Raw genomic sequence first — 20107 nt, forward strand, 5'->3', positions numbered from 1 at the left:
GGAAAGGAAAAAATGGTCATTCGCATTGCGCTCGCCCGTAAGCTCCTGGTCCGCCTCAACGCCAAAGCACGCGAGGCGCGTGCCGCTTACGCCAATGCAACTTGACAATCCAGATAGTCGCTCATCCCGCCCCTCACCCCGCAAGAGCGGGGAGAGGGAGAAGTCCGACGTCGCAATAGAGCGACTTCAACTTGTTCAGGAACGGCGCTTCGTTCTTGTGCAGGGTTCCAGCGACGGGATCGGCGCCTGCTAGCATCGTGTCGGTGGCAGCAAGCGAGAACTCCATCACGAAACGCATGCGGTCCTTGCGCAGGGCTTCGAACTCGGTGAGCCAGCTTGCGACATCACGGCTTCCGGCGTTGTAGCGCTGCGTGATCAGCGCGGCCGCATTGGCGGCATCCTCCAGCGCCTGGGTCGCGCCCTGCCCCAATGTCGGCACCATGCCGTGGGCGGAATCGCCGAGATAGAGCACGCTGCAATCGGCGGCGCGGTAGAGCACCTCATGCTCCTGCATCCGCGCCCAATGGGTGTCGGCGACGTTGTTGCAGACGGTGTCGATCAGCCAGCGCGCCTGATCGCTTGGCGGCGCGGCGCGCGGCGTGTAGGCGGCGCGCAGGACCTCGGGCGTCTTCTGGCTCTCGGAAATCTGCGCCTCGGGATCGATCGGGAAAGTGCCGGCGACATAGATGTGGTCCGGTGGCACGCGGAACGACAAGAGACGGTGGGGTCCGTTGAACCATTGTTCGTAATCGTCGATCAGGCCGCGCGAAGTGTCCGGCACCAGCACGCGGAAGATGGCCACTCCCGTCGGCGTGATCCGCGGCTCGCCGGAAATCGTGCGGCGCACCTCGGAGTAGCGGCCATCGCCGGCGATCAGGAGATCGATGTTGTCGAGCCGATGCGTTGTCCCATCCTGCGTCCAACTGACAAAAGTCTTGCGTGGATCGACGCTGTCGCGGCCGACCTCGACGATCTCGCAGCCATAGGAGACCGTGTCCCCTGCGGCCTCGCGCAGCACGCGGTAAAGCTCCGACCAGCGGATGCGCCAGCCCGGTCCGTCCGCGACCTCCTGCAGCGGCAGGTCGAACAGGACGGTGCCGTCGGTGAGCGAGATCCGCCAATTTTCCCAGAGAAAGCCCGCCGCGGTGATGCGCTCGGCCAGTTCCGAATCGATCAGCTTCATCGCCTTGACGGCGTTCGGCCCGACATTGAGCCCGGTGCCGGCTTCGGAATGATCGTCGCGCGAGACCCGCTCGAGGCAGGTTACCTCCACGCCGTCCAATGGCGCGAGCCTGCGCGCCATCACGCATCCCGCGACGCCTGCGCCGATGATGACAATGCGCATCAGGCCAAACCTTCCTCTTGCGAAGCAATGACGGCAATCAGGCCGCCGCCATCAGGGCCCTGATGCTCGGCGCCGCCGGAGACGAAGATCCTGCTGTCGCCGATCACGCCGGCAACGAGGCCGGCGACCGCGCCACGGATGTGACGCTGGGCGTTGATATCGGTGTCGTCGAGCATGGTGTGCCTGTTGCCGCGAATTTTTCCGCGCCGGTCGGGCTCGCATTTGACCAGCACGGTCGCGATCCGCGCGGCGTCGGTAGCCGAGACTTGCGGATTGGCAGCGATGCCGAGATCGGCGAGCACATCGACGACCGCACCGATGTCGAGCGCGTCCGCCATCGGACGGTGCGAAATCTGCAGCGGGCCAGTCCAGCGCGGGCTGTTGCCGAGCACGACGACCTCGTTGCTTTCCACTTCAACGCCGGAGGAAATGCTGGCGCGCGGTGACTGGATCGAGAAGTCGCTGAGCAGCGACGCGTCGGCGAAGGACGATGGCGCCAGCTCGCCCAGCGCAAGGGCCACGCCGAATGCGCCGGCGGCACGGGCAAAAGCCATCGACTTGTTAGGATCGTTGGTGAGCGGGGTCTTGCCGGCCGCGAGCGCGGCGGCAGCGCGGGCGACCGTCACGCAGGGGCACTTCACCTGCACGAAGTGGACGTCCTGCAATCGCTCGATCCCGGCATCGGCAATCGCGGCGCGCACGGCATCGGCGACGCTGTCGACATGGGCGCGGCGGCCGATATCCTGCGCCGGGACCGGCTCGCTGAACGCGGTGCCGATCGCGAGCGACGATCCAGCCTCTGGCGCCGGTTCGGTCTCGCTGATGCAGAACACGCTGTAATGCGGGCTCATCACGCCTTCGGTGCCGCCCGAGAGCACGCAGGGGATTTCACGGATCAACTGCGCCGCCGGCTTGTCCAGATACTTCGACAGCAGCAGCATCAAGGTCTGGGTGAAGTAGCCGCGGGTGAAATCGTTGACGCCGCCATTGCCCTCGGTCTTGCCGATGATGGCGACGACATCGGCCGCGCGGACCGCGCCGTCGGCGATCAGGCGATCGAGCTCGGACAGATCGCCGGGATGCGCCATCGATAGCCGGAAAACCCGCGCCGTCCTCATGGCTCGCTCGCCTTGATCAGCTCAAAAATCCGACTCGGGCTCAAGGGAATCTCCAGAAGTTCAACGTTCTTTTCCTTGAGCTGCAGCGCATCCTCGATCGCCTGCGCGAACAGGGGGCCAACGGGAATCGCGCCCGCTTCGCCGGCACCCTTGATGCCCATCGGGTTGAGCGGCGACGGCGTCACGGTGTGGCCGAGCTCCATGCGCGGCACCTCAAGCGCGGTCGGCAGCAGATAGTCGGCGAGCGAGGCGTTCAGGAGCTGGCCCTGGTCGTCGAACACCAGCTTTTCGTAGAAGGCGTTGCCGATGCCCTGCGCGACGCCGCCATGGATCTGCCCTTCGAGGATCAGCGGGTTGATCACCGTGCCGCAATCATGGACGACGACGTATTTCAGAATCTTGAGGTCGAACGTATCAGGATCGACTTCGACGATCATGGCATGCACGCCATTGGCGGTCGCGCCGCTCGGCGGCCCGAAATATTGCGTCGATTCCAGTCCAGGCTCGGTGCCTGGCTTTACCGCGCCGCGCATCGGGTTGGCGCGCCGCGCGAGTTCGCCGAGGCTCAAGAATTTTTCGGGAATGCCGACGATCGAGATCTTGCCGTCGGCAAGCACCAGATCCTCCTCGGCGCATTCGAAGGCATCGCTGGCAAGCTTCAACGCCTTCTGCCGCACCGCGCGCGAGGCTTCGTTGACCGCATTGCCGGCGACGACCGCGCCGCGGCTCGCAAACGTGCCGGCGCCCCAATAGAACTGGTCGGTGTCGCCGGTGACGATGTCGACATCGGTGACGTCGACGCCGAGCTGATCCGCGACGATCTGGGCAAAGCTCGTGAAATGCCCCTGCCCCTGCGTGCCGATGCCGGTGGCGACGCTGACCTTGCCATTGGCCTGCACCTGCACTCTCGCGCCCTCATAGGGCCCGATGCCGGTGCCTTCGACATAGCAGGCGATGCCGATGCCGACGTGACGGCCCTGCGCACGCAACTTCTCTTGCTCCCGCTTGAACTCGGCATAGCCGATCGCCTGCAGCGCCTGGTCGAGCACCGGCTCGTAATTGCCGCTGTCATATTCGAGCTGGGAAAAATCCTGGTAGATGATCCCGTTCTTGTACGGGAATGCGTCGGCCGGGATGAGGTTGCGCCGGCGGATCTCGGCGGGATCGATGTTCAGCTCGTGCGCGGCAAGATCGAGCAACCGCTCCATCACGAACACGCCATGCTGCCGCCCGGCGCCGCGATAGGGTGTCACGATCGGCAGATTGGTGAAAACGGCGGTGAAGGTGGAGTCGTAGGACGGCACCACGTAGGGACCAAGCAGGGTGCATTGGCTGTTGATCGGCACCGTCAGCCCGTAAGGATCATAGGCGCCGCCGTCGTGCAGGAAGACGTCCTTGACGCCGAGGATGCGGCCGTCGCGCGTAACCGCGATCTCGGCGTCGTGGATCTGGCCGCGCTCATGCGTGGTAGCGAAGAAATGCTCCAGTCGGTCCTCGATCCATTTCACCGGACGGTTGAGCCGCATCGATATCCAGGGCAGCGCGACCTCTTCCGGATAGAACATCATGATCTTCGGCCCGAAGCCGCCGCCGACGAAGGGCGCGATCACCCGCACCTGCCGCTCGCCGAGGCCGAGCATGGCGGCAAGGCCGTTGCGGACGAACACGGGCGCCTGGGTCGTGTCCCAGATCGTCATATGCTGGCTGCGCGGCTCCCAGTGTGCGACGACGCCGCGCGTCTCGATGGTCGAGGCGATGCCATGCTCGTAGGCAAAGCGGCGCTTGATGATCAGATGCGCCTTGGCGGCGGCCGCGCGGTAGTCGCCTTTGCTCTGATGCACATGCGCTGAGATGTTGGAGCCGAGGTCGTCGTGCACCAGCGCTGAGTCGCGGCGCAACGCAGCTTCAAGATCGATCACCGCCGGCAGCGGCTCGAGATCGACGTCGATATCGTCGAGCGCATCCTCGGCGATGTAGCGGCTTTCGGCCACGACGACGGCCAGGGGCTCGCCGACATGCCGAACCTTGTCCTTGGCGAGCGGCACTTGCGTGCGCTGGTTGAAGACGCTGCCCGGGATCGGTGGCGGTGGCACCAACAATGGACCGGGCTGCCAATAGGCGCCGTAGTCATCGGCGGTGTAGACCGCCACCACGCCCGGGCGCTGCAGCGCACGGGAAACATCGATGCGCTTGATGCGCGCGTGCGCGGCATGGCTGCGCAGGAACGCCACATGCAGCATGTCCGGCAGTTCGACATCGTCGACAAACAGCGCCTGCCCGGTGAGGAGCTTGCGATCTTCATTGCGCTTGACGGGGGCGCCGAAGAACCGTGTCGTCATGGCGCGGCCGCTCGCATCGCCTGCGCCGCGGCCATCATGGCATCGACGATGTGCTGATAGCCGGTGCAACGGCAAAGATTGCCTGACAGCGCCTCGCGCACCTGCTCTTCCGACGGTGACGGGTTCTGCTTCAGGAACGCCGTCATGGTCATCAGGATGCCCGGCGTGCAATAGCCGCATTGCAGGCCGTGATGCTCGTGCATCGCCTTCTGCACCGGGCTGAGTTCGCCGCTGTCAGAGGCGAGGCCTTCGATGGTCGAAAGCTCGTGTCCATTGGCCTGCACTGCCAGCATAAGGCAGGAGCGGATCGGCGCGCCATCGAGCAGGATCGTGCAGGCGCCGCAGACGCCATGCTCGCAGCCGACATGGGTGCCCGCCAGCAACAGATCGTGGCGGAGGAAATCGCTCAGCAGCATCCGCGACTCGACGCTGCGCCGATAAGCGGTTCCGTTGACGGAGACGCTGATCTCGTGGCGGTCAGGCTGCATTTGCCGCCCGCTGAAAGGCCGTACGGATCGCGCGCTGCGCCAGCACACCGGCGAGATGCCGCTGATAGTCGGCGCTGGCGTGGACATTGCCGGCAGGCTCGATCGCTGCCTGAATGGCGGCAGCGGCAGCCTTGATCGGCCCATCGGCGCAGGCCTGACCGATCAGGGGCGCGGCAACCTCGCTGGCATCGACCGGTGTCTCGCCGACGCCGCACAACGCGAGCCGGACCTTGCTGCAGCGGCCCCTAATATCCATCGTTACGATGACGGCGATACCGGCGATGGCAAAATCGCCGCGACGCCGCGCCACTTCCATGAAGCAGGCGCCGCTGCGCGGCGGCAGCGCGGGAAACTCGACATCGACCAGCATCTCGTCGGCGGCGAGGTCGGTGGTGAGCGATCCCTGGAAGAATTCGGATGCTGCAAGCATTCGCTCGCCGCCGGCCGATTTCAGCCGCATCTGCGCCTCCATCGCGACCGCAAGCGCGGGAAGCTCGGACGCCGGATCGGCATGCGAGAGGTTGCCGCCGATGGTGCCGCGGTTGCGGATCTGCGGATGCGCGATGTGCGGCAACGCGTCGGCGAATAGCGGACAGGAGCTGAGGAACTCGCTATCCCGCTCGAGCGCGCAATAGCGCGTCAGCGCGCCGACACGAATGGTTGAACCGTGAGCGATGCCGGCCAGTTCATCCAGACCGTTGATATCGATCACGACCGCCGGCCGCGCCAAGCGAAAATTCATCGCCGGGACCAGGCTCTGGCCGCCGGCCAGGAATCTCGCCTCGTCGCCATGTTCGGCCTTGAGCGAGAGCGCGTGATCCAGCGATGAAGCGGCGATGTATTTGAAGGGAGCAGGCTTCATAAAGGCTCGTTCGACGAACGCATCCGCATCGGCTCGAAACAGGAGATAAGACTATCTGTAATCTAACAATGCCAGTCAAAACTCGGCGAGCCCAGAGGCGCCCAGAACTGCATGTAAATGCAGCTAATCCCTGCTCATTCTTCTCACCCCTGCATAAACATTGGGCGGCACAGAAAGTTGATGTGCAGAGCGATTATGCGTCCTCCTTGTGGAGTCAGCATTCGTGACGCTGTATCCGCGTCATTGCGAGCGTAAGCGAAGCAATCCATTTCACCGCTTGTGGAGGCATGGATTGCTTCGCTCCGCTCGCAATGACGGGTGGCACCGGTCACGTCCCGCCGGCGAGCGTCTTCACCAGGCGGTAGAGATAGTCCTCGCCTTCGTAGAATGATTTCACGAGAATCCGTTCATCCTTGCCGTGGGCGCGGATGTCGGTGATATCGGCAGCAAGGCCGGAATGACCGTAGGTCGGGATGCCCGCGTTGCGCAGATAGCTGCCGTCGGTGGCCCCGGTGCTCATGGTCGGGATCACCGCCGCCGTCGGCCAGAATTCGTGCGACAGTTTATCGATCGCGCCCATGATCTCCTCGTGCAGGGCTGACGGCGCGCTCAACACGGCCTGGCCCATCTGCGTGACCTTGATCTGATCGTCGTCGAGCACACGCTCCAGCGTCGCCTTGACGCCGTCGACCGGTTCGCCCGGCATGATGCGGCAGTTCACCTTGGCGGTCGCAAGCTGCGGCAGCGCGTTCACGGCATGGCCTGCCTCGAGCATCGTCGCGACGCAGGTGGTGCGGAGCTGGGCGTTATAGGCAGGATTGGCCGCGAGCCGGACAAACGACATCGCGGCCGGGTCGGGCTTGTCCGAGAGCACCGAGCGGATGTCGGATGCCGTCTGCTCGCTCTCGAACTGTGCCGTGCGCTCGAAATAGGCCCGGGTGGTCTCGTTCAAATTGATCGGGAAACTGAACTTCGACAGGCGAACCAATCCTTCGGCGAGGCGATAGATCGCATTGTCCTTGACCGGCACCGAGCTGTGGCCGCCCCTGTTCTTGACTTCGAGCAGATAGCTCAGCGAGACCTTTTCGGAGGTCTGCACGCTGTTACGGATCGGCTTGCCGCCCTTCAGACCGACACCGCCGCCTTCGTTGAGCGCGAATTCGGCATCGATCAGGTCACGCTTGTTCTTCAACAGCCATTGGATGCCGAGGCCGTTGCTATCAAGGATCTCCTCATCCGTCTCCAGCGCCAGGATGATGTCGCGGTCGGGCTTGTAGCCTTCTTTCTTGTACCTGATGAGGTTGGTGACGAAGGCCGCGGCCATGTATTTGTCGTCGCCGCTGCCGCGGGCATAGAAATAGCCGTCCTGCTCGGTCAGCTTGAACGGATCGAACGACCAGTCCTCGCGATTGGCCGGGACCACGTCGATATGGGCGAGCAGGAGGATCGGCTTGCGCGCACCGCTGCCGCGCAGCCGTGCCACCAGATTGCCCTTGCGCGGCGCCGGCGAGAAAACCTGCACGTCGCTGTCCGGGAAGCCGGCAGCGCGCAACCGGGCCGCCATCGCCTCGGCCGCCTTCGCGGTGTCGCCAGTCGCGGTGACGGTGTTGATCTCGATCAGCTCCTGGTAGATGTCGCGCGCGAACTGCCGATCCGGGCTCAGCCCTTCCGCAGCGACTGCGGGGGTTCCCAGCAGAGCCGCGGCGAGCACGGTCGACAGCAGGATTGAAAGCCTTGGTCTGACGTTTCCAACCATCTCAGGTCTCCGATTCCACCCGCCCCAGTTGCGAGACATTCAGACAGGGACGCAGAGGTTTTGCAAGATCGCAAGGCCTGGTGGCGGCGACGGCTTATCCGGAGCCGACTGTCAAGCATTCCACCGCTCCTTCGCTACAAATTGATGAAGCGGCTCGATGCAGCAACAGGCATTCGCTGTATCGCGTGACGGATTTGCAAATCACTCCTGCAAAGCACGTCCTTAGAGAGATTCAATTCCAGCGCTGTTCTTTCCGTTCGCGGCGGCTGCTAAAGGCTCCGCGCCAATTTCGTCCTGGAAGTGAATCGAAGTGAACGTCAGTGCTGTTCGCCGTCTCGTCGGAGACCATCGAAACCGAGCCGGCAGTAGCCGCGCACATTTTTTCATCGGCACCGTGGCCTTGCTGGCTGGTTGCTCCTCTTCGATCACGATCGCGCGGGCACAATCGAGCGTGACCTTGCCATCCGTGACGGTCGAATCGCCGGCGCAGAAGCGCAAGCCGGCGCGTCCGGCGGCCCCCTCCGCGCGGCGGACTCAAGCAGCGACGGCGGCGCCGCAACGAAATCGAAATGTTGCGCCTGCGGAGCCTACGCCATCGGAGCGCGCTACCGCAGCAGCGGCGGCGCTGTACCAAGCCAAGCTGGGCTATCGCGCGATGCCCAGCTCGACCACGCTGCGCACCGGCGCTTCGCCGCTCGACACCTCGCAAGTCGTCAACGTCGTGCCCGAGCAGGTGCTGAAGGATCAACTGCCGCGCAATATCGATGACGCCCTCGTCAATGTCAGCGGCATCACCCAGACCAATACGCTCGCCGGCACCCAGGACGCCGTCATCAGGCGCGGATTCGGCGATAATCGCGATGGCTCGATCATGCGCAACGGCATGCCGCTGGTCCAGGGCCGCAGCTTCAACCCCGCCGTCGAAAGCGTCGAGGTGCTGAAAGGACCTGCATCACTTCTGTACGGCATCATGGATCCCGGCGGCATCGTCAACACGATCAGCAAGCGCCCGGAACTCTATCAGCACGGATCGATCACCGTGCTCGGCTCGACCTACGGCAACAGCAAGAACGGCGCCGATGCGACCTTCGATATCACCGGCCCGATCGGCCAAGGCGGTCTCGCCTATCGCTTCATCGGCTATGGCGTCAACGAGGACTACTGGCGCAATTTCGGGCGTCACCGCGAAACGCTGCTTGCGCCGTCGCTGGCGTGGTACGGCGACACGACCACGGTCCAACTCAGCTACGAGCATCGCGATTTCATCTACCCGTTCGATCGCGGCACGGCATTCGATCCCATCACCAAGGCGCCGCTGCCTATTCCGGCAACGCGCCGGCTCGACGAGCCCTTCAACAATATGTGGGGGACATCCGACCTGGTGCAGGGCTCGGTCGAGCAACGGCTGAACGAGGACTGGAAGCTCTACGCCGGCTACAGCTATAACACCGAGACGTTCAGCGCCAACCAGCTCCGCATCACCGGCGTCAATGCCTTGACCGGCATCGAGACGCGCAGCAATGACGGCACGCAGGGTTCGCTCAGCAATGTGAGCTACGGAACGTCCTACCTGCAGGGCGGCTTCTGGATCGGCGGCATGCGCAACGACGTGCTGTTCGGCGGCGACGGCCAGTATCGCACGATCTATCGCAAGAATCTGATCCGGCAGGCGCCTCCCTCGTTCAATTTCTATGATCCGGTCTATGGGCTGGTCTTCCCGGGCACGACGGTCTCCCCTGGCGACAGCGACCAGACCGACAAGCTTGGCCAATACTCCCTGTTCTTCCAGGACACGCTGCATGTGACGGACCGGGTCGCGGTGGTCGCCGGCGTGCGCTACATGGATTTCGACCAACTGGCGGGGCGCGGACGCCCGTTCAAGACCAACACCGATCTGTCCGGAGACAAGGTGCTCCCGCTCGGCGGCGCCATCCTCAAGCTCACCGACGAGCTGTCCCTTTACGCAAGCTATACGCAATCGCTGAAGCCGACCTCGACCATCGCGCCGCTCACCGGCGGCGTGGTGATCGGCTCCAATATCGCGCCCGAAGAGGGCGTCTCGTGGGAGACCGGCGCCAAGTTCGATTTCAACCACCGGCTCTCGGGAACCGTGGCGTTCTACGATATCGAGAAGAAGAACGTGCTGGTATCGCAGCTCAACAGCGCCACGGGAATCGTCGAATTTCGCACCGCCGGCAAGGTCCGCTCGCGCGGCATCGAGATCGACGTCACCGGAAGGCTGACCGACAATTGGAGCATGATCGGGAGCTATGGCTACACCGACGCGCGGGTGATCGAAGATCCGACGCTGGCCGGCATGGCGCTGCAGAATGTCGCCCTGAACACGGCCTCGCTTTACCTGGTCTACGATTTCGGCACCGCCCTTCCGGGCCGGCTCCGGCTGGGCGGTGGAGCGCATTATGTCGGCGACCGGCCGGGCGATGCGGCGAACACCTTCGTCCTGCCGTCCTATGTCGTCGCGGACGTTTTCGCGAGCTATGAGACCAAATACGACAACCTGCCGGTCATCTACCAACTGAACGTCAAGAACCTGTTCGACACCGTCTACTATCCCTCGGCCGTGAGCAATCTGGCCGTCGCTCTTGGCGACGCACGGCGCGTCTCGCTCTCGGCGACGGTGAAGTTCTAGGCATGAGCATGCCGCGGATAGCCACCGGGTTGCTGGTCGCGCTGGCCTCCGTCTTCGTTGCCGGCATGGCGGCAAGCCGCGCCGATGAGATTACCCTTTACTCGACCAGAGAGATAAATCTGATCGAGCCGGTGATATCGGCTTTCACGAAAAACAGCGGCATCAAGGTCAATCCTGTCTTTGTTGAAGACAGCCTGGTCAAGCGCCTGACATCGGAAGGTAACGCGTCGCCAGCGGACGTGCTGATCACGATCGGACTGGACAAGACCACCCAGCTCTCAAACCAGGGTTTGACGCAGGCCTCGGCATCGCCGCTCCTTGAGCGAGCCGCGCCGCCAAACCTGCGTGGCCGGTCTTCGCAATGGATCACCCTCTCCATCCGGCCACGCGTCGTGATGGCGCGCGGGGACAGCCCGCTCGCTGCAATCGACTATGAGGACCTCGCCGATCCGAAATGGCGCGGCAAACTATGCATGCGCTCGCCACTGCACCAGAACAACATTGCGCTGATCGCTGCCTACCTCGTTCATCACGGAGAAGGACCGACAGAGGCCTGGCTCAGGGGTCTGAAAGACAACCTCGTCCACAAACCGGCCGGCAAGGACAATGATGTGATCCGCGAGATCGCGCAGGGAACGTGCGAGATCGGCATTGCCAATACCGTGGCACTGGCGCAATTGCGGGACGGACGGGAAGGCGGCGACTGGCGCGAATGGGCCCGAACCGTCAAGGCCGTCCCGACGACGTTCAAGGGCGGCGGCAGCCATGTCAACCTGACGGGCGCTGCCATTGCGAAGCATGCGCCCCACACGGCCGCCGCGCTGAAATTCATCGAGTTCCTTGTGACGCCGGCGGCACAACGAATCTATGCCGCAGCCGAACTGGAATATCCCGTGCTCGCCTCGGCAGACCGCGATCCGATCCTCGCGGAAATCGGATCGTTCAGAGCCGATGCGGTGCTGATCGATCAGATCGCCGCGCATCAGCAGACTGCGGTTGCCCTGGTCAAGAAAGTCGGCTTCGACGAGTGAGCGCCCTCGCCGAAAGCGCAGCGACCGCCGGATCGGAAGGCGAAAACAAAATTGTCATATACTCCGCGAAGATGACATTATTCTTCGCGGCAAGTGTTGTGGAGCGTGCTCAATGGCGCGTCGGCACACAACATAGAACTATTACAAACTGTGCAAGCCTCGCTTGGGTGGCGGGACGAATATCTTTTCGGTATCGTTCCGATAACGCTGTTGAGTGGGCGGTGATCATCAGGCCTCGCCGATTTCGACGCTGATCCCGCGACCTGTTCCTTCCAATTTATGAGCAAATACCCGATCAAGGCCGCCCTGTTGCAGGTCCACTCCGTCATTGGCCTTGCGCTGTCACTGGTGCTGGCCGTGGTCGGGATGACAGGCGCGATCATGAGCTTCGAGGATGAAATCCAGGCCAGCCTGAATGTGGCGATCACGCAGGTCGAGGCTCGCGCGGCCCCGACGCTGACGCCGGACCAGTTGATCGCGCGTCTGCAGACCAATCCCGATTTTGGCAAAGTTGCGTCCGTGACGATGGCCAGTGACCAGTCCGCGGCGGTGCGGATCCGGTTTACCCGCAGCACGGATGGCTCCCGGCCTTCCTCGATCTATGTCGATCCCTATGACGGGCATGTGCTCGGCTCGCCGCGGGGCGAGGAGTTTTTCGTCACCGTCCGCAAGCTGCATCGCTGGCTGCTGTTGCCCGGCGATGCCAAAGGCTATGGCCGGCAGATCACCGGCGTGGCTGCAATCGGCCTGATCGCGATGCTGATCTCCGGGATCGTGCTGCGATGGCCTCATCGCGCCCGCAGCGTGAGAATGTGGCTGAAGCCGAACCTGGCGTTGCGCGGTCGCGGCTTCCACAGGTCGCTCCATGCCGTCGTTGGAACCTGGGTGCTGCCGATCTACCTCGTGATGGTGCTCACCGGCCTGTGGTATTCGTTCGACTGGTACAAGAGCGGCGCCACCTGGCTGCTGTCGCGTCCTTCAACCGCTGCTGCACCGATGAAGCCCAAGCCGGCGCGAGACGTCAGCGCAGCCGATGCCAAGCCGCTTGCGCTCGATCGCGTATGGTCGACATTCCGGCGCGAACAGGGCAGCCGCTACGCGACGGCCCTGCTGGCGCCGCCTGCCGACGCGGGGACCGTCGTGCGCATCCGGTCGTGGGCGCGCGATGCCTCGCATCCGGGCGCGCGCGACGAATTCCGCATCGATGCCATCACCGGCCGGCTGCTGTCGTCGGAAATCTACGCGGACAAGCCCCTCGGGGAGCGGATGCTTTCGAGCGTGCTCGATATTCACCGCGGCAGCATCTTTGGCTGGCCGGGCAAGCTGCTGTTCATGGTCGCCGCGGCCCTGATGCCGCTCTTCGTGGTCACCGGCTTTCTGCTCTATCTTTCGCGCCGAAGGCATCGGCGTCTCTCGCGGCCGCCGCTCGGGAGCCTGGTTCCGGGCGAGTGAATCCGCGCAGCCGTGAATTATTTCGCGTCCTTTGCCGCGACCACCTCGATCTCGACCAGGAAGCCGGGATTGGCGAGCGAGGCGACGCCGACCACCGAGCGCGCCGGCAGGTTCGGCTGGCCGCCGCCGAAGAACTGGGTATAGCCTTCCATAAAGGCCTTGAAATCCATCGGCGCGGTCGGGCTGTGCACCAGGAACACCTGCATCTTGATGACATCGCCCATGCCGAGGCCGAGCCCCTCAAGGATGCCCTTGATCCGGTTGAGCACGCCGACGGTCTGGGCCTTGGTGTCGCCATAGGCCTCCCGGCTCGAAGGATCGGCGTCCTTGTTGATCACCGGCGGCACCTGGCCGCTGACATAATAGATCGTGGCGTTGCCGGTGACCTGCACCGACTGCGCGATCGGAAATGTCGAATTGGGAATTGGATGCCTGACGATCTCGGCCTGCGCAGGCACGGAAACCATCGCCGCGAGCAAGACAATCAGCGGCATTGTACGAAATTTCATGTGCTCCCCCGTTTAATTTGTTTGAGCATGATCTTTTCGGAAAACCGGTTTCCACCTTTCCGGATCATGCTCTAGCGGCGCGCTTCGGCGACTTCCCTGGCCGTCACCGCATCCGTATAGCTGTTGCCGAAATGCGTCCTGAGATAATTCACAACCGCGGCGACTTGACCATCGGTCATCATGTCGCCGAAGGCCGGCATGCCGCGCCGGCCGTTGACGACGAGATGGACGGCATAGCTAGAGGTTGCAAGATTCCGGTTGGCGATCAGCGAGGGATAGGCCCCGGCGCCGGTGGCACCCGAGGCATCGGGCATGTGGCAGCCCTGGCAGACATTGGCGAACAGTTCCTCGCCGGTCATTTCGACGAAGCGGTAGCCCGAGCTGAAGGTCGGGCGCGTGGCGGTGTTGTCCTGCGCGAAGTCCGCGGCCGCTGGGAGGAACGCGAGCAGTACGGCGCCTGCCGCTGGCGCAACGAAATGGGCTCTCGTCGGCCTCATGTTTTCACCACCCGCTCGTGCAGTCGCGCGATGGCGTCGAGCGAGGACAGGATCGCCCCCTCCTGCCAGGACGGCAGATCGGATGCGTGTTCGCCGGCCAGCACGATGCGCCCGTCGATCTGGCACAGATTCTTGTAGTGTTTCGCCCTGCCCTCGTCGGTCCATTCACCGCTGCAGCCGAGGGTGAAGGGCACGCGGTGCCAGGCGACCGCAACGCCGTTGTCGAACTCCTGCTTGTATTGCGGATGGATCATGGAACCGAATTCGACGGCGCTTGCGATCCGTTCCGCCGGCGTCATCGCGGTGAACTCATAGGCATTCGCACCCTCGAACAGATAGGCGCCGAGCAGCACACCGCGGCCGGCGCGATTGAAGCCTGCATTGGGGTAGGCGATCTGCCGGATCGGCAGGTCGGTATAGCTGATGCCGCCATAGATCGCCTCGTCCTCCTCCCAGAAGCGGCGCTTGAACTGCAGGCCGATCTTGACCGCGCCGGCATAGGCAACGGCGTCGATCGCGGCCTCCATGCGGCTACCGACGTCGATCGGGATCTGGCTCAGGATCGACAGCGGGATCGTGCAGATGCACCAATCCGCTTTTGCGTGCAGCACCGTCGAGGGACTTGTCGTGTCGACATAGCTCACCGTGACGCCGCGGTCGTTCTGCTGGATCTGCGTCACCTTGGCGTTATAGCGAATGAGGTCGCCGACCTCCTTGGCAAAGGCCTTGCCGATCATGTCCATGCCGCCGACCGGCTGGAACATCGTGGTCTGGAAATTGTAGCGCGCAAAACTCTGCAAGTAGCGCCAGACCCGCGACCGCAAGAGCTCCGACAAAGTGACGGGGTCGCTCGGCAGCGGCGCGGAACTTAAGCCCCCGCCGGGCTCGCGCGCATAGCCGCGGAACTCGGCCGAGACGAGATTGGCATTGTATCTGTAGTCGGAATCGAGCGCGCCCCAGGAGCGCAGCGCCTGCAGCAGGATTTCCTGGTCTTCCTTGGACACCGCTTCGTCGAGCTTGCCCTGCTGGGTCACTTTCGCGAGCAGTTCGGAAACCTGGCCCTGGAAATCCGCCTTGATCGCGCGGATCTTCTGCGGTGTACCTCCGAACGCACGCGAGGCGTGCAGATAGGCGTTGTGGTTCAACTGAATGAAGGGTTCGAGCGCAACCCCGAGCCGCCTGCAATAGTCAAGCAATGCACGATGGTGGTAGGGAATCCGCCACGGGCCTGGGTTGATGTAGAGACCGTGATCGAATTCGCAGGTCTGCCTGTAGCCGCCGAGTTCGACGAACGTGTCGCCGCCGCGCAGCGTCCAGTTGCGGCCGCCTGCCCTGTTGTTGAACTCGAGGATCTGGACCTTGTAGCCCGCCTTGCGCAGCTCCAGCGCCGCCGTCATGCCGGCAAGTCCCGCGCCGAGGATCAGGACGGATGCGCCCTTCGGGTCGCCCTCGAGCCTCACCGGCCCCTTGTAGTTCGACTCGGAGGCGAAGCCGAGGCTGGTCATCGCGTGATACATCGCCGCGCTGCCGGCCATCGCGCCGATCAACGAGAAAAGATCACGCCGCCTGATGACTGCCGCTTCGCTTTGCATTGACGTCCCAGCCGGAGCAAGATCTGGAGCAGCAAAGGAAACGATTGGCTCCTCACCTGTCAAGGAAGCGGCTTGGTTGAACACGCGCCAACACGCGCTTTTGATGCGAACTGGATGTGATGATGCTGCGAGATCGAGAGGCGAACTCCGCCTCACCTCGCCCCGAGTGCGGGGAGAGGTCGAAATTCAAGCTCCGCTTGAATTTCGGGTGAGGGGGAGCCTCCGCGAGTCCGTCTGTCACCGTCTGCGTGGAGAGAGCCCCTCACCCCGCCCCTCTCCCCGCGAAGAGCGGGGAGAGGGAGAAAGTCAGATCACCTTTTCGATGTGAACGCAGCGGCAATCCATCTCGTAGTCGAGACCGACCACCGGCGGGCGGTTGAAATGCCAGGTCAGGCCATTCCTGAACACGCCGCGGCGGCCGAGCTCGCTTTCCAGGATCGAATAGACGTCCTGCACGGTGTAAAGCTGCACACCGGTCGTTTGTTTCCAGGTGCCGCCGAACGCGCTCATGCGACGTTCCATCTCATCCAGCACCCATTTTGCCTTGGCAAGCATGCCCGCCGGGCTGACGTCGCCGGGACTGATGATGTGATCCCGATAGTTCGCCTTGCCTTCGGCCGACTCGCCGCTGCCGGCGATCACGAAAGACGGCGCCGCCTGCGGCGCCGTCACCGCGTAGGAGAAAGCGTGGAAGCAGGGCTCGGACGGCGGACCGATCTTCGGACAGACATTGCTGCGCGCCACCGGATTGACGCCGTCCTTCATTATGCCCCATTCGATCAGGGTCTTGATGTAGATGTCGTTGAAGGCGCGAAAGCCCTCTTCGGTGAACGGCGCGGGCGAGCGCAATTCGCAGGCGCCGAACGCCGTCAGCGGACGGCCGGCATTGTTGAGGATTTCGGCGATCCGCGCAAAGCCTGCCTTCAGCGGCACCGGATCGGCAAAACGGACGCGTTCGATGGTGAAACCCGGCAACGCGCCGATACCGCAGGAATACTGGCTGACGCCCGGCATGAAGCGATAACCGCCGTCTTGAACCTCGATGGTCGTAATCATGATACCTCTTTGCAACGTAAAGGGGTTAGGAAAGCCCGGGTTCGGTCATTCGTGGAGAACGCCGAGATAGGCATCGCGGACGATCGGATCGGCGAGCAGTTCGCTTCCCGAGCCACTCCGCACGATACGGCCCATGTCCATGACAAAGGCGCGGTGGCAGAGATCGAGCGCGATGGTGACGTCCTGCTCCACAAGCAGGATCGACGTGCCGCCAGCGTTGAGTTCGCGCAGCGCCGCCACGAGCTGCTCGACCAGCAAGGGCGAGAGCCCGAGCGAGAGCTCGTCGATCATCAACAGCAGCGGCGCGCTCATCAGGCCGCGGCCGATCGCGCACATCTGCTGCTCGCCGCCTGACAGGGTCGCCGCCGCTTGCCGCCGCCGCTCGCGCAGCTTCGGGAACGTGGCATAGACCTGCTCGAGGTCGCGATTGATCTCGGCGCGACCAGCGTCGCGCAAATATGCGCCCATCAGGAGGTTCTCCTCGACGCTCATGGCGCCGAACAGCCGCCGTCCCTCCGGCACATGCACGATGCCGTGCGCGAGGATCCCGGCGGCGGTGTCGCCGGTGAGATCGCGGCCTTCCGAGAAATAATTGCCCGCGGTGGTCGGGATCAGGCCCGACAGCGCCCGCATCAGCGTGGTCTTGCCGGCACCATTGGAGCCGATCAATGCGGTGATCTCGCCGTGGCGGACGTCGAGATCGATGCCCCACAGCACCTGGATCTCGCCATAGCCGGCGCACAGCCCCTTCAGTTCGAGGATCAGGGAGTTAGCCACGGGCGACATTCCGTTTGGCATATTGCTGGCCGAGATAGGCCTCGACCACCGCGGGATTCTCCATCACCTCGCGCGGCGCGCCATCGGCGATCAGCGCGCCGTTGTGCAGTACCGCGATGCGGGTGCAGACATTGAGCACGACCTTCATCAGATGCTCGATCATCACGATGGTGATGCCGCTGGCGGCAAGCTCATGGATCAGCTTGGTCGCGCGCTCGACCTCGGCACTGTTGAGGCCGGCATTGACCTCGTCGAGGAACAGCAATTTTGGTTTCATCGCGAGGGCCTTCGCAAGCTCCAGCCGCTTGCGCATCGCGAGCGTCAACGTAGCGGCAGGGTGATTGGCCTGCAGCTCGAGACCGACATAGACCAGATGAGCCATTGCCTGCTCGCGCGCCATCTTCAGGCTTTGGCCCGGCTGCGAGAACAGCGCGGCTGCGGCGACATTGTCCAGCGCGGTAAATTCGGCAAAGGGCTGAACGATCTGGAAGGTACGTGACAGGCCGAGCCGCGCCGCCTGATAGGTCTTAATGCGTGTGATGTCCTTGCCATCGAAAGTGATCTTGCCGGAATTGGCCGGCGTGACGCCGCAGATGGTGTTGACCAGCGTGGTCTTGCCGGCGCCGTTTGGTCCTATGAGGCCGAGCACCTCGCCCCTGTTGACGGTGAGCGTGACATCGCGCAGGGCCTGCAGGCCGCTGAAATGCCGGGATACGTTTTCGAGGCGAAGGATCTCAGACATGCTTGACCCGTCGCCAGAGGTTGGCCGGCCGCAACGAGATCAGGCCATGCGGCAGGAACAGGAGCAAGAGGACGATGATCAGCCCGAGCACGCCGGTGTGGATTTGAATGTAGTTGCGCCAGACCACCTCCTCGAGCCCGAGATAAAGGAACGCACCGCAGGCAACGCCGAGCGGCGAGCCGAGCCCGCCCATCAGCGCCATCACGATCGGCTTCACCGAATAGAGAATATCGAAGACATCGGACGGGTCGATATAGTGCACCCAGGCGGCATAGACGCCGCCGGCCGCGCTGACGAAACAGGCCGACAGGCCGAAGGCGATGCTCTTATAGAGAGTGGTGTTGAGGCCGACCATGCTGGAGGCGGTCTCGTTCTGGCGGATGCAGGCGAGCCCGAAGCCGAGCTTCGAGCCGGCGACGGCCATCACCATCAGCACGGTGAGCAGCAGCAGGATCCACATCGCGTAGAAGAAGAACATCGCTTCGGCGAGCACGCCGGAGCCGGAACCCAGGGGGATGTTGAGTCCCATGCCGCCACCGGTGAGATCGGTGGCATTGTTGACGAGCTCGCGCAGCACCTCGACCAGCGAGAGGCTTGCGATCGCAAAGTAATGTCCGCGCAGGCGCAGGAGAGCCGCGCCGAGTACAGCCGCGATCAGCAAGGCGGTGACCGCCGCGATGACGACGCAGAGCCAGAGCGGCAATCCCTTGTTGAGCAGCACGCCCGCGGTGTAGGCGCCGAAGCCGAAGAAGGCCGCGGTCGCAAACGAGGGATAGCCGGCGAAGCCGCCGACCACATTCCACGACAGCGCCATGATCGCATACATGCAGGCGATGGTGCCGAGCCGCAGCGCATAGGCGCCGCCGAACAGCGGCAGCGATGCAACGACCGCGAGCAGGACAAGCAGCGCGATATTCGACTTCGTCATTCGAAACCCTTCCGGCCAAGCAGCCCCTGCGGGCGCAGGATCAGGAAGACGATGAGCAGGATGAAGGACAGCGTCGTCGCGTGCGCCGGGCCGAAGAAGGTCGAGCCGATCCCTTCGACCAGCGCCAGCAGCAGGCCGCCCGCGAGCGCGCCCGAGACGCTCCCGAGACCGCCGAGCACGCAGACCACGAAGGCCTTTCCGAGATAGCCCGACGAGGTCAATGGCGAGATCGGGAAGATCAGCGCCATCAGCACGCCGGCGCAGCCGGCAAGCGCAGCGCCGAGGCCGAACGCGATCGCGTAGATCGACTTGACGTCGACGCCCATCAGCACGGCCGCGTCGCGGTCCAGCCGCACCGCGACGATGGCGCGCCCGACGCGCGAGCGCCGCAGCAGGAGATAGAGCAATCCGGTCAGGGCCAGCGCGGAAACCGTCGCGATGAGACGGTCGACCGGCACCACCACGTCGAAGATCGAGACCGATCCCAGCGACGGCGTCAGCGTCAGCTTGCGGTAATCGGCCTTGAAGAAATAGATCATCGCGTTGTTCAGGATCAGGTCGAGTCCGAACGTCATCGTCAGCGTCACCAGGACGGGCGCCGTGATCACGCGGTTGAGCAATAGTCGCTGCAGGAGGTAGCCGAGCACGAAGAACAGCGGCGCGGCGACCGCGATCGAATACCAGGGCGAGATGTGCAGCGCGTTGTAGAGCCCGAAGGCGAGATAGGCGCCGAGCACGATGAAGGAGCCGTGGATCAGGTTGATGACGTTGAGCACGCCCCAGACCAGCGAGAAGCCGATCGCGATGCAGGCATAGAGGCAGCCGAGGACCACCGCGTTCACCAGGATCTGGGCTGCGTGCATGTGTGATGCCTAGCCGCGCTTATTGCCGTGCGTCATTGCGAGGAGCGCAGCGACGAAGCAATCCATTCTTTCTGGCGGCCTCGCTCTGCTCGCAATGACGGT

18 protein-coding genes and 1 pseudogene are annotated in these 20107 nt (G+C 63.6%); 4 read left to right on the forward strand and 15 right to left on the reverse strand.

The window, feature by feature from the left end; genetic code table 11:
- Positions 1–105, forward strand: a pseudogene (locus tag ACZYOF_RS08330) (IS110 family transposase); the annotation flags it as partial.
- A gap of 28 nt (positions 106–133) precedes the next feature.
- Here ACZYOF_RS08330 and ACZYOF_RS08335 read toward each other — a convergent pair.
- The 7 genes from ACZYOF_RS08335 to ACZYOF_RS08365 all read right to left on the reverse strand — a co-directional run bounded on the left by ACZYOF_RS08335 (position 134) and on the right by ACZYOF_RS08365 (position 8406).
- Complete coding sequence (locus tag ACZYOF_RS08335) at positions 134–1345, reverse strand: FAD-dependent monooxygenase (RefSeq protein ID WP_463715439.1); 1212 nt, start codon at positions 1343–1345, stop codon at positions 134–136.
- Complete coding sequence (gene atzD / locus ACZYOF_RS08340) at positions 1345–2463, reverse strand: cyanuric acid amidohydrolase (RefSeq protein ID WP_463715440.1); 1119 nt, start codon at positions 2461–2463, stop codon at positions 1345–1347. Before atzD ends, ACZYOF_RS08335 begins: the two co-directional genes overlap by 1 nt.
- Entirely contained in the window at positions 2460–4802 is a 2343-nt protein-coding gene (locus tag ACZYOF_RS08345; protein WP_463715441.1) for a molybdopterin cofactor-binding domain-containing protein, read from the reverse strand. The genes atzD and ACZYOF_RS08345 overlap by 4 nt, the downstream gene beginning before the upstream one ends.
- Entirely contained in the window at positions 4799–5290 is a 492-nt protein-coding gene (locus ACZYOF_RS08350) for a (2Fe-2S)-binding protein (RefSeq protein ID WP_463715442.1), read from the reverse strand. The genes ACZYOF_RS08345 and ACZYOF_RS08350 overlap by 4 nt, the downstream gene beginning before the upstream one ends.
- The gene (locus ACZYOF_RS08355) at positions 5280–6152 is read right to left on the reverse strand and encodes an FAD binding domain-containing protein (protein ID WP_463715443.1); all 873 of its coding nucleotides are present in this window, start codon (positions 6150–6152) and stop codon (positions 5280–5282) included. The genes ACZYOF_RS08350 and ACZYOF_RS08355 overlap by 11 nt, the downstream gene beginning before the upstream one ends.
- A 328-nt stretch (positions 6153–6480) precedes the next feature.
- Positions 6481–7908 carry a M20/M25/M40 family metallo-hydrolase gene (locus ACZYOF_RS08360; RefSeq protein WP_463715444.1) on the reverse strand — a complete coding sequence of 476 codons (1428 nt, stop codon included), beginning with the start codon at positions 7906–7908 and terminating at the stop codon, positions 6481–6483.
- Positions 7909–8130: 222 nt separating this feature from the next.
- Positions 8131–8406, reverse strand: coding sequence for a hypothetical protein (locus ACZYOF_RS08365; RefSeq protein WP_463715445.1), 276 nt, complete (start codon positions 8404–8406; stop codon positions 8131–8133).
- A gap of 157 nt (positions 8407–8563) precedes the next feature.
- On the opposite strand from ACZYOF_RS08365, the gene ACZYOF_RS08370 reads away from it, so the two are divergent.
- The 3 genes from ACZYOF_RS08370 (at position 8564) to ACZYOF_RS08380 (ending at position 13041) form a co-directional block, all read left to right on the forward strand.
- Positions 8564–10558 (forward strand): TonB-dependent siderophore receptor, encoded by a 1995-nt coding sequence (locus ACZYOF_RS08370; RefSeq protein ID WP_463715446.1) that lies wholly within the window; start codon positions 8564–8566, stop codon positions 10556–10558.
- 8 nt (positions 10559–10566) lie between these two features.
- Positions 10567–11589 carry an extracellular solute-binding protein gene (locus ACZYOF_RS08375; RefSeq protein ID WP_463715447.1) on the forward strand — a complete coding sequence of 341 codons (1023 nt, stop codon included), beginning with the start codon at positions 10567–10569 and terminating at the stop codon, positions 11587–11589.
- A gap of 279 nt (positions 11590–11868) precedes the next feature.
- Positions 11869–13041 (forward strand): PepSY-associated TM helix domain-containing protein, encoded by a 1173-nt coding sequence (locus ACZYOF_RS08380; protein WP_463715448.1) that lies wholly within the window; start codon positions 11869–11871, stop codon positions 13039–13041.
- Between the two features lie 17 nt (positions 13042–13058).
- Here ACZYOF_RS08380 and ACZYOF_RS08385 read toward each other — a convergent pair whose 3' ends face one another.
- The 8 genes from ACZYOF_RS08385 to ACZYOF_RS08420 form a co-directional block, all read right to left on the reverse strand.
- Positions 13059–13550, reverse strand: coding sequence for a RidA family protein (locus ACZYOF_RS08385; protein WP_463715449.1), 492 nt, complete (start codon positions 13548–13550; stop codon positions 13059–13061).
- Between the two features lie 71 nt (positions 13551–13621).
- Positions 13622–14047 carry a c-type cytochrome gene (locus ACZYOF_RS08390; protein ID WP_463715450.1) on the reverse strand — a complete coding sequence of 142 codons (426 nt, stop codon included), beginning with the start codon at positions 14045–14047 and terminating at the stop codon, positions 13622–13624.
- Entirely contained in the window at positions 14044–15639 is a 1596-nt protein-coding gene (locus tag ACZYOF_RS08395; protein ID WP_463715451.1) for a flavin monoamine oxidase family protein, read from the reverse strand. The genes ACZYOF_RS08390 and ACZYOF_RS08395 overlap by 4 nt, the downstream gene beginning before the upstream one ends.
- Positions 15640–15945: 306 nt before the next feature.
- Complete coding sequence (gene cnbZ / locus ACZYOF_RS08400; RefSeq protein WP_463715452.1) at positions 15946–16695, reverse strand: 2-amino-5-chloromuconate deaminase CnbZ; 750 nt, start codon at positions 16693–16695, stop codon at positions 15946–15948.
- Positions 16696–16740: 45 nt separating this feature from the next.
- Complete coding sequence (locus ACZYOF_RS08405) at positions 16741–17472, reverse strand: ABC transporter ATP-binding protein (protein ID WP_394565376.1); 732 nt, start codon at positions 17470–17472, stop codon at positions 16741–16743.
- Complete coding sequence (locus ACZYOF_RS08410) at positions 17465–18214, reverse strand: ABC transporter ATP-binding protein (RefSeq protein ID WP_463715453.1); 750 nt, start codon at positions 18212–18214, stop codon at positions 17465–17467. Before ACZYOF_RS08410 ends, ACZYOF_RS08405 begins: the two co-directional genes overlap by 8 nt.
- Complete coding sequence (locus tag ACZYOF_RS08415; RefSeq protein WP_130580064.1) at positions 18207–19142, reverse strand: branched-chain amino acid ABC transporter permease; 936 nt, start codon at positions 19140–19142, stop codon at positions 18207–18209. Before ACZYOF_RS08415 ends, ACZYOF_RS08410 begins: the two co-directional genes overlap by 8 nt.
- Positions 19139–20005 carry a branched-chain amino acid ABC transporter permease gene (locus ACZYOF_RS08420; RefSeq protein ID WP_130580065.1) on the reverse strand — a complete coding sequence of 289 codons (867 nt, stop codon included), beginning with the start codon at positions 20003–20005 and terminating at the stop codon, positions 19139–19141. Before ACZYOF_RS08420 ends, ACZYOF_RS08415 begins: the two co-directional genes overlap by 4 nt.
- Positions 20006–20107 lie beyond the last annotated feature (102 nt).

It is taken from the genome of Bradyrhizobium sp. LeoA1Lang, assembly GCF_055413685.1.

Excerpts from the sequence above, each read along its gene's own strand:
- atzD (WP_463715440.1), bottom strand. The coding sequence starts at position 2,463 with ATGAGGACGGCGCGGGTTTTCCGGCTATCGATGGCGCATCCCGGCGAT.
- ACZYOF_RS08370 (WP_463715446.1), top strand. The coding sequence starts at position 8,564 with ATGCCCAGCTCGACCACGCTGCGCACCGGCGCTTCGCCGCTCGACACC.
- ACZYOF_RS08350 (WP_463715442.1), bottom strand. The coding sequence starts at position 5,290 with ATGCAGCCTGACCGCCACGAGATCAGCGTCTCCGTCAACGGAACCGCT.
- ACZYOF_RS08390 (WP_463715450.1), bottom strand. The coding sequence starts at position 14,047 with ATGAGGCCGACGAGAGCCCATTTCGTTGCGCCAGCGGCAGGCGCCGTA.
- ACZYOF_RS08355 (WP_463715443.1), bottom strand. The coding sequence starts at position 6,152 with ATGAAGCCTGCTCCCTTCAAATACATCGCCGCTTCATCGCTGGATCAC.
- ACZYOF_RS08385 (WP_463715449.1), bottom strand. The coding sequence starts at position 13,550 with ATGAAATTTCGTACAATGCCGCTGATTGTCTTGCTCGCGGCGATGGTT.
- ACZYOF_RS08420 (WP_130580065.1), bottom strand. The coding sequence starts at position 20,005 with ATGCACGCAGCCCAGATCCTGGTGAACGCGGTGGTCCTCGGCTGCCTC.
- ACZYOF_RS08375 (WP_463715447.1), top strand. The coding sequence starts at position 10,567 with ATGCCGCGGATAGCCACCGGGTTGCTGGTCGCGCTGGCCTCCGTCTTC.
- ACZYOF_RS08415 (WP_130580064.1), bottom strand. The coding sequence starts at position 19,142 with ATGACGAAGTCGAATATCGCGCTGCTTGTCCTGCTCGCGGTCGTTGCA.
- ACZYOF_RS08410 (WP_463715453.1), bottom strand. The coding sequence starts at position 18,214 with ATGTCTGAGATCCTTCGCCTCGAAAACGTATCCCGGCATTTCAGCGGC.
- ACZYOF_RS08360 (WP_463715444.1), bottom strand. The coding sequence starts at position 7,908 with ATGGTTGGAAACGTCAGACCAAGGCTTTCAATCCTGCTGTCGACCGTG.
- ACZYOF_RS08335 (WP_463715439.1), bottom strand. The coding sequence starts at position 1,345 with ATGCGCATTGTCATCATCGGCGCAGGCGTCGCGGGATGCGTGATGGCG.
- ACZYOF_RS08380 (WP_463715448.1), top strand. The coding sequence starts at position 11,869 with ATGAGCAAATACCCGATCAAGGCCGCCCTGTTGCAGGTCCACTCCGTC.
- ACZYOF_RS08395 (WP_463715451.1), bottom strand. The coding sequence starts at position 15,639 with ATGCAAAGCGAAGCGGCAGTCATCAGGCGGCGTGATCTTTTCTCGTTG.
- cnbZ (WP_463715452.1), bottom strand. The coding sequence starts at position 16,695 with ATGATTACGACCATCGAGGTTCAAGACGGCGGTTATCGCTTCATGCCG.
- ACZYOF_RS08345 (WP_463715441.1), bottom strand. The coding sequence starts at position 4,802 with ATGACGACACGGTTCTTCGGCGCCCCCGTCAAGCGCAATGAAGATCGC.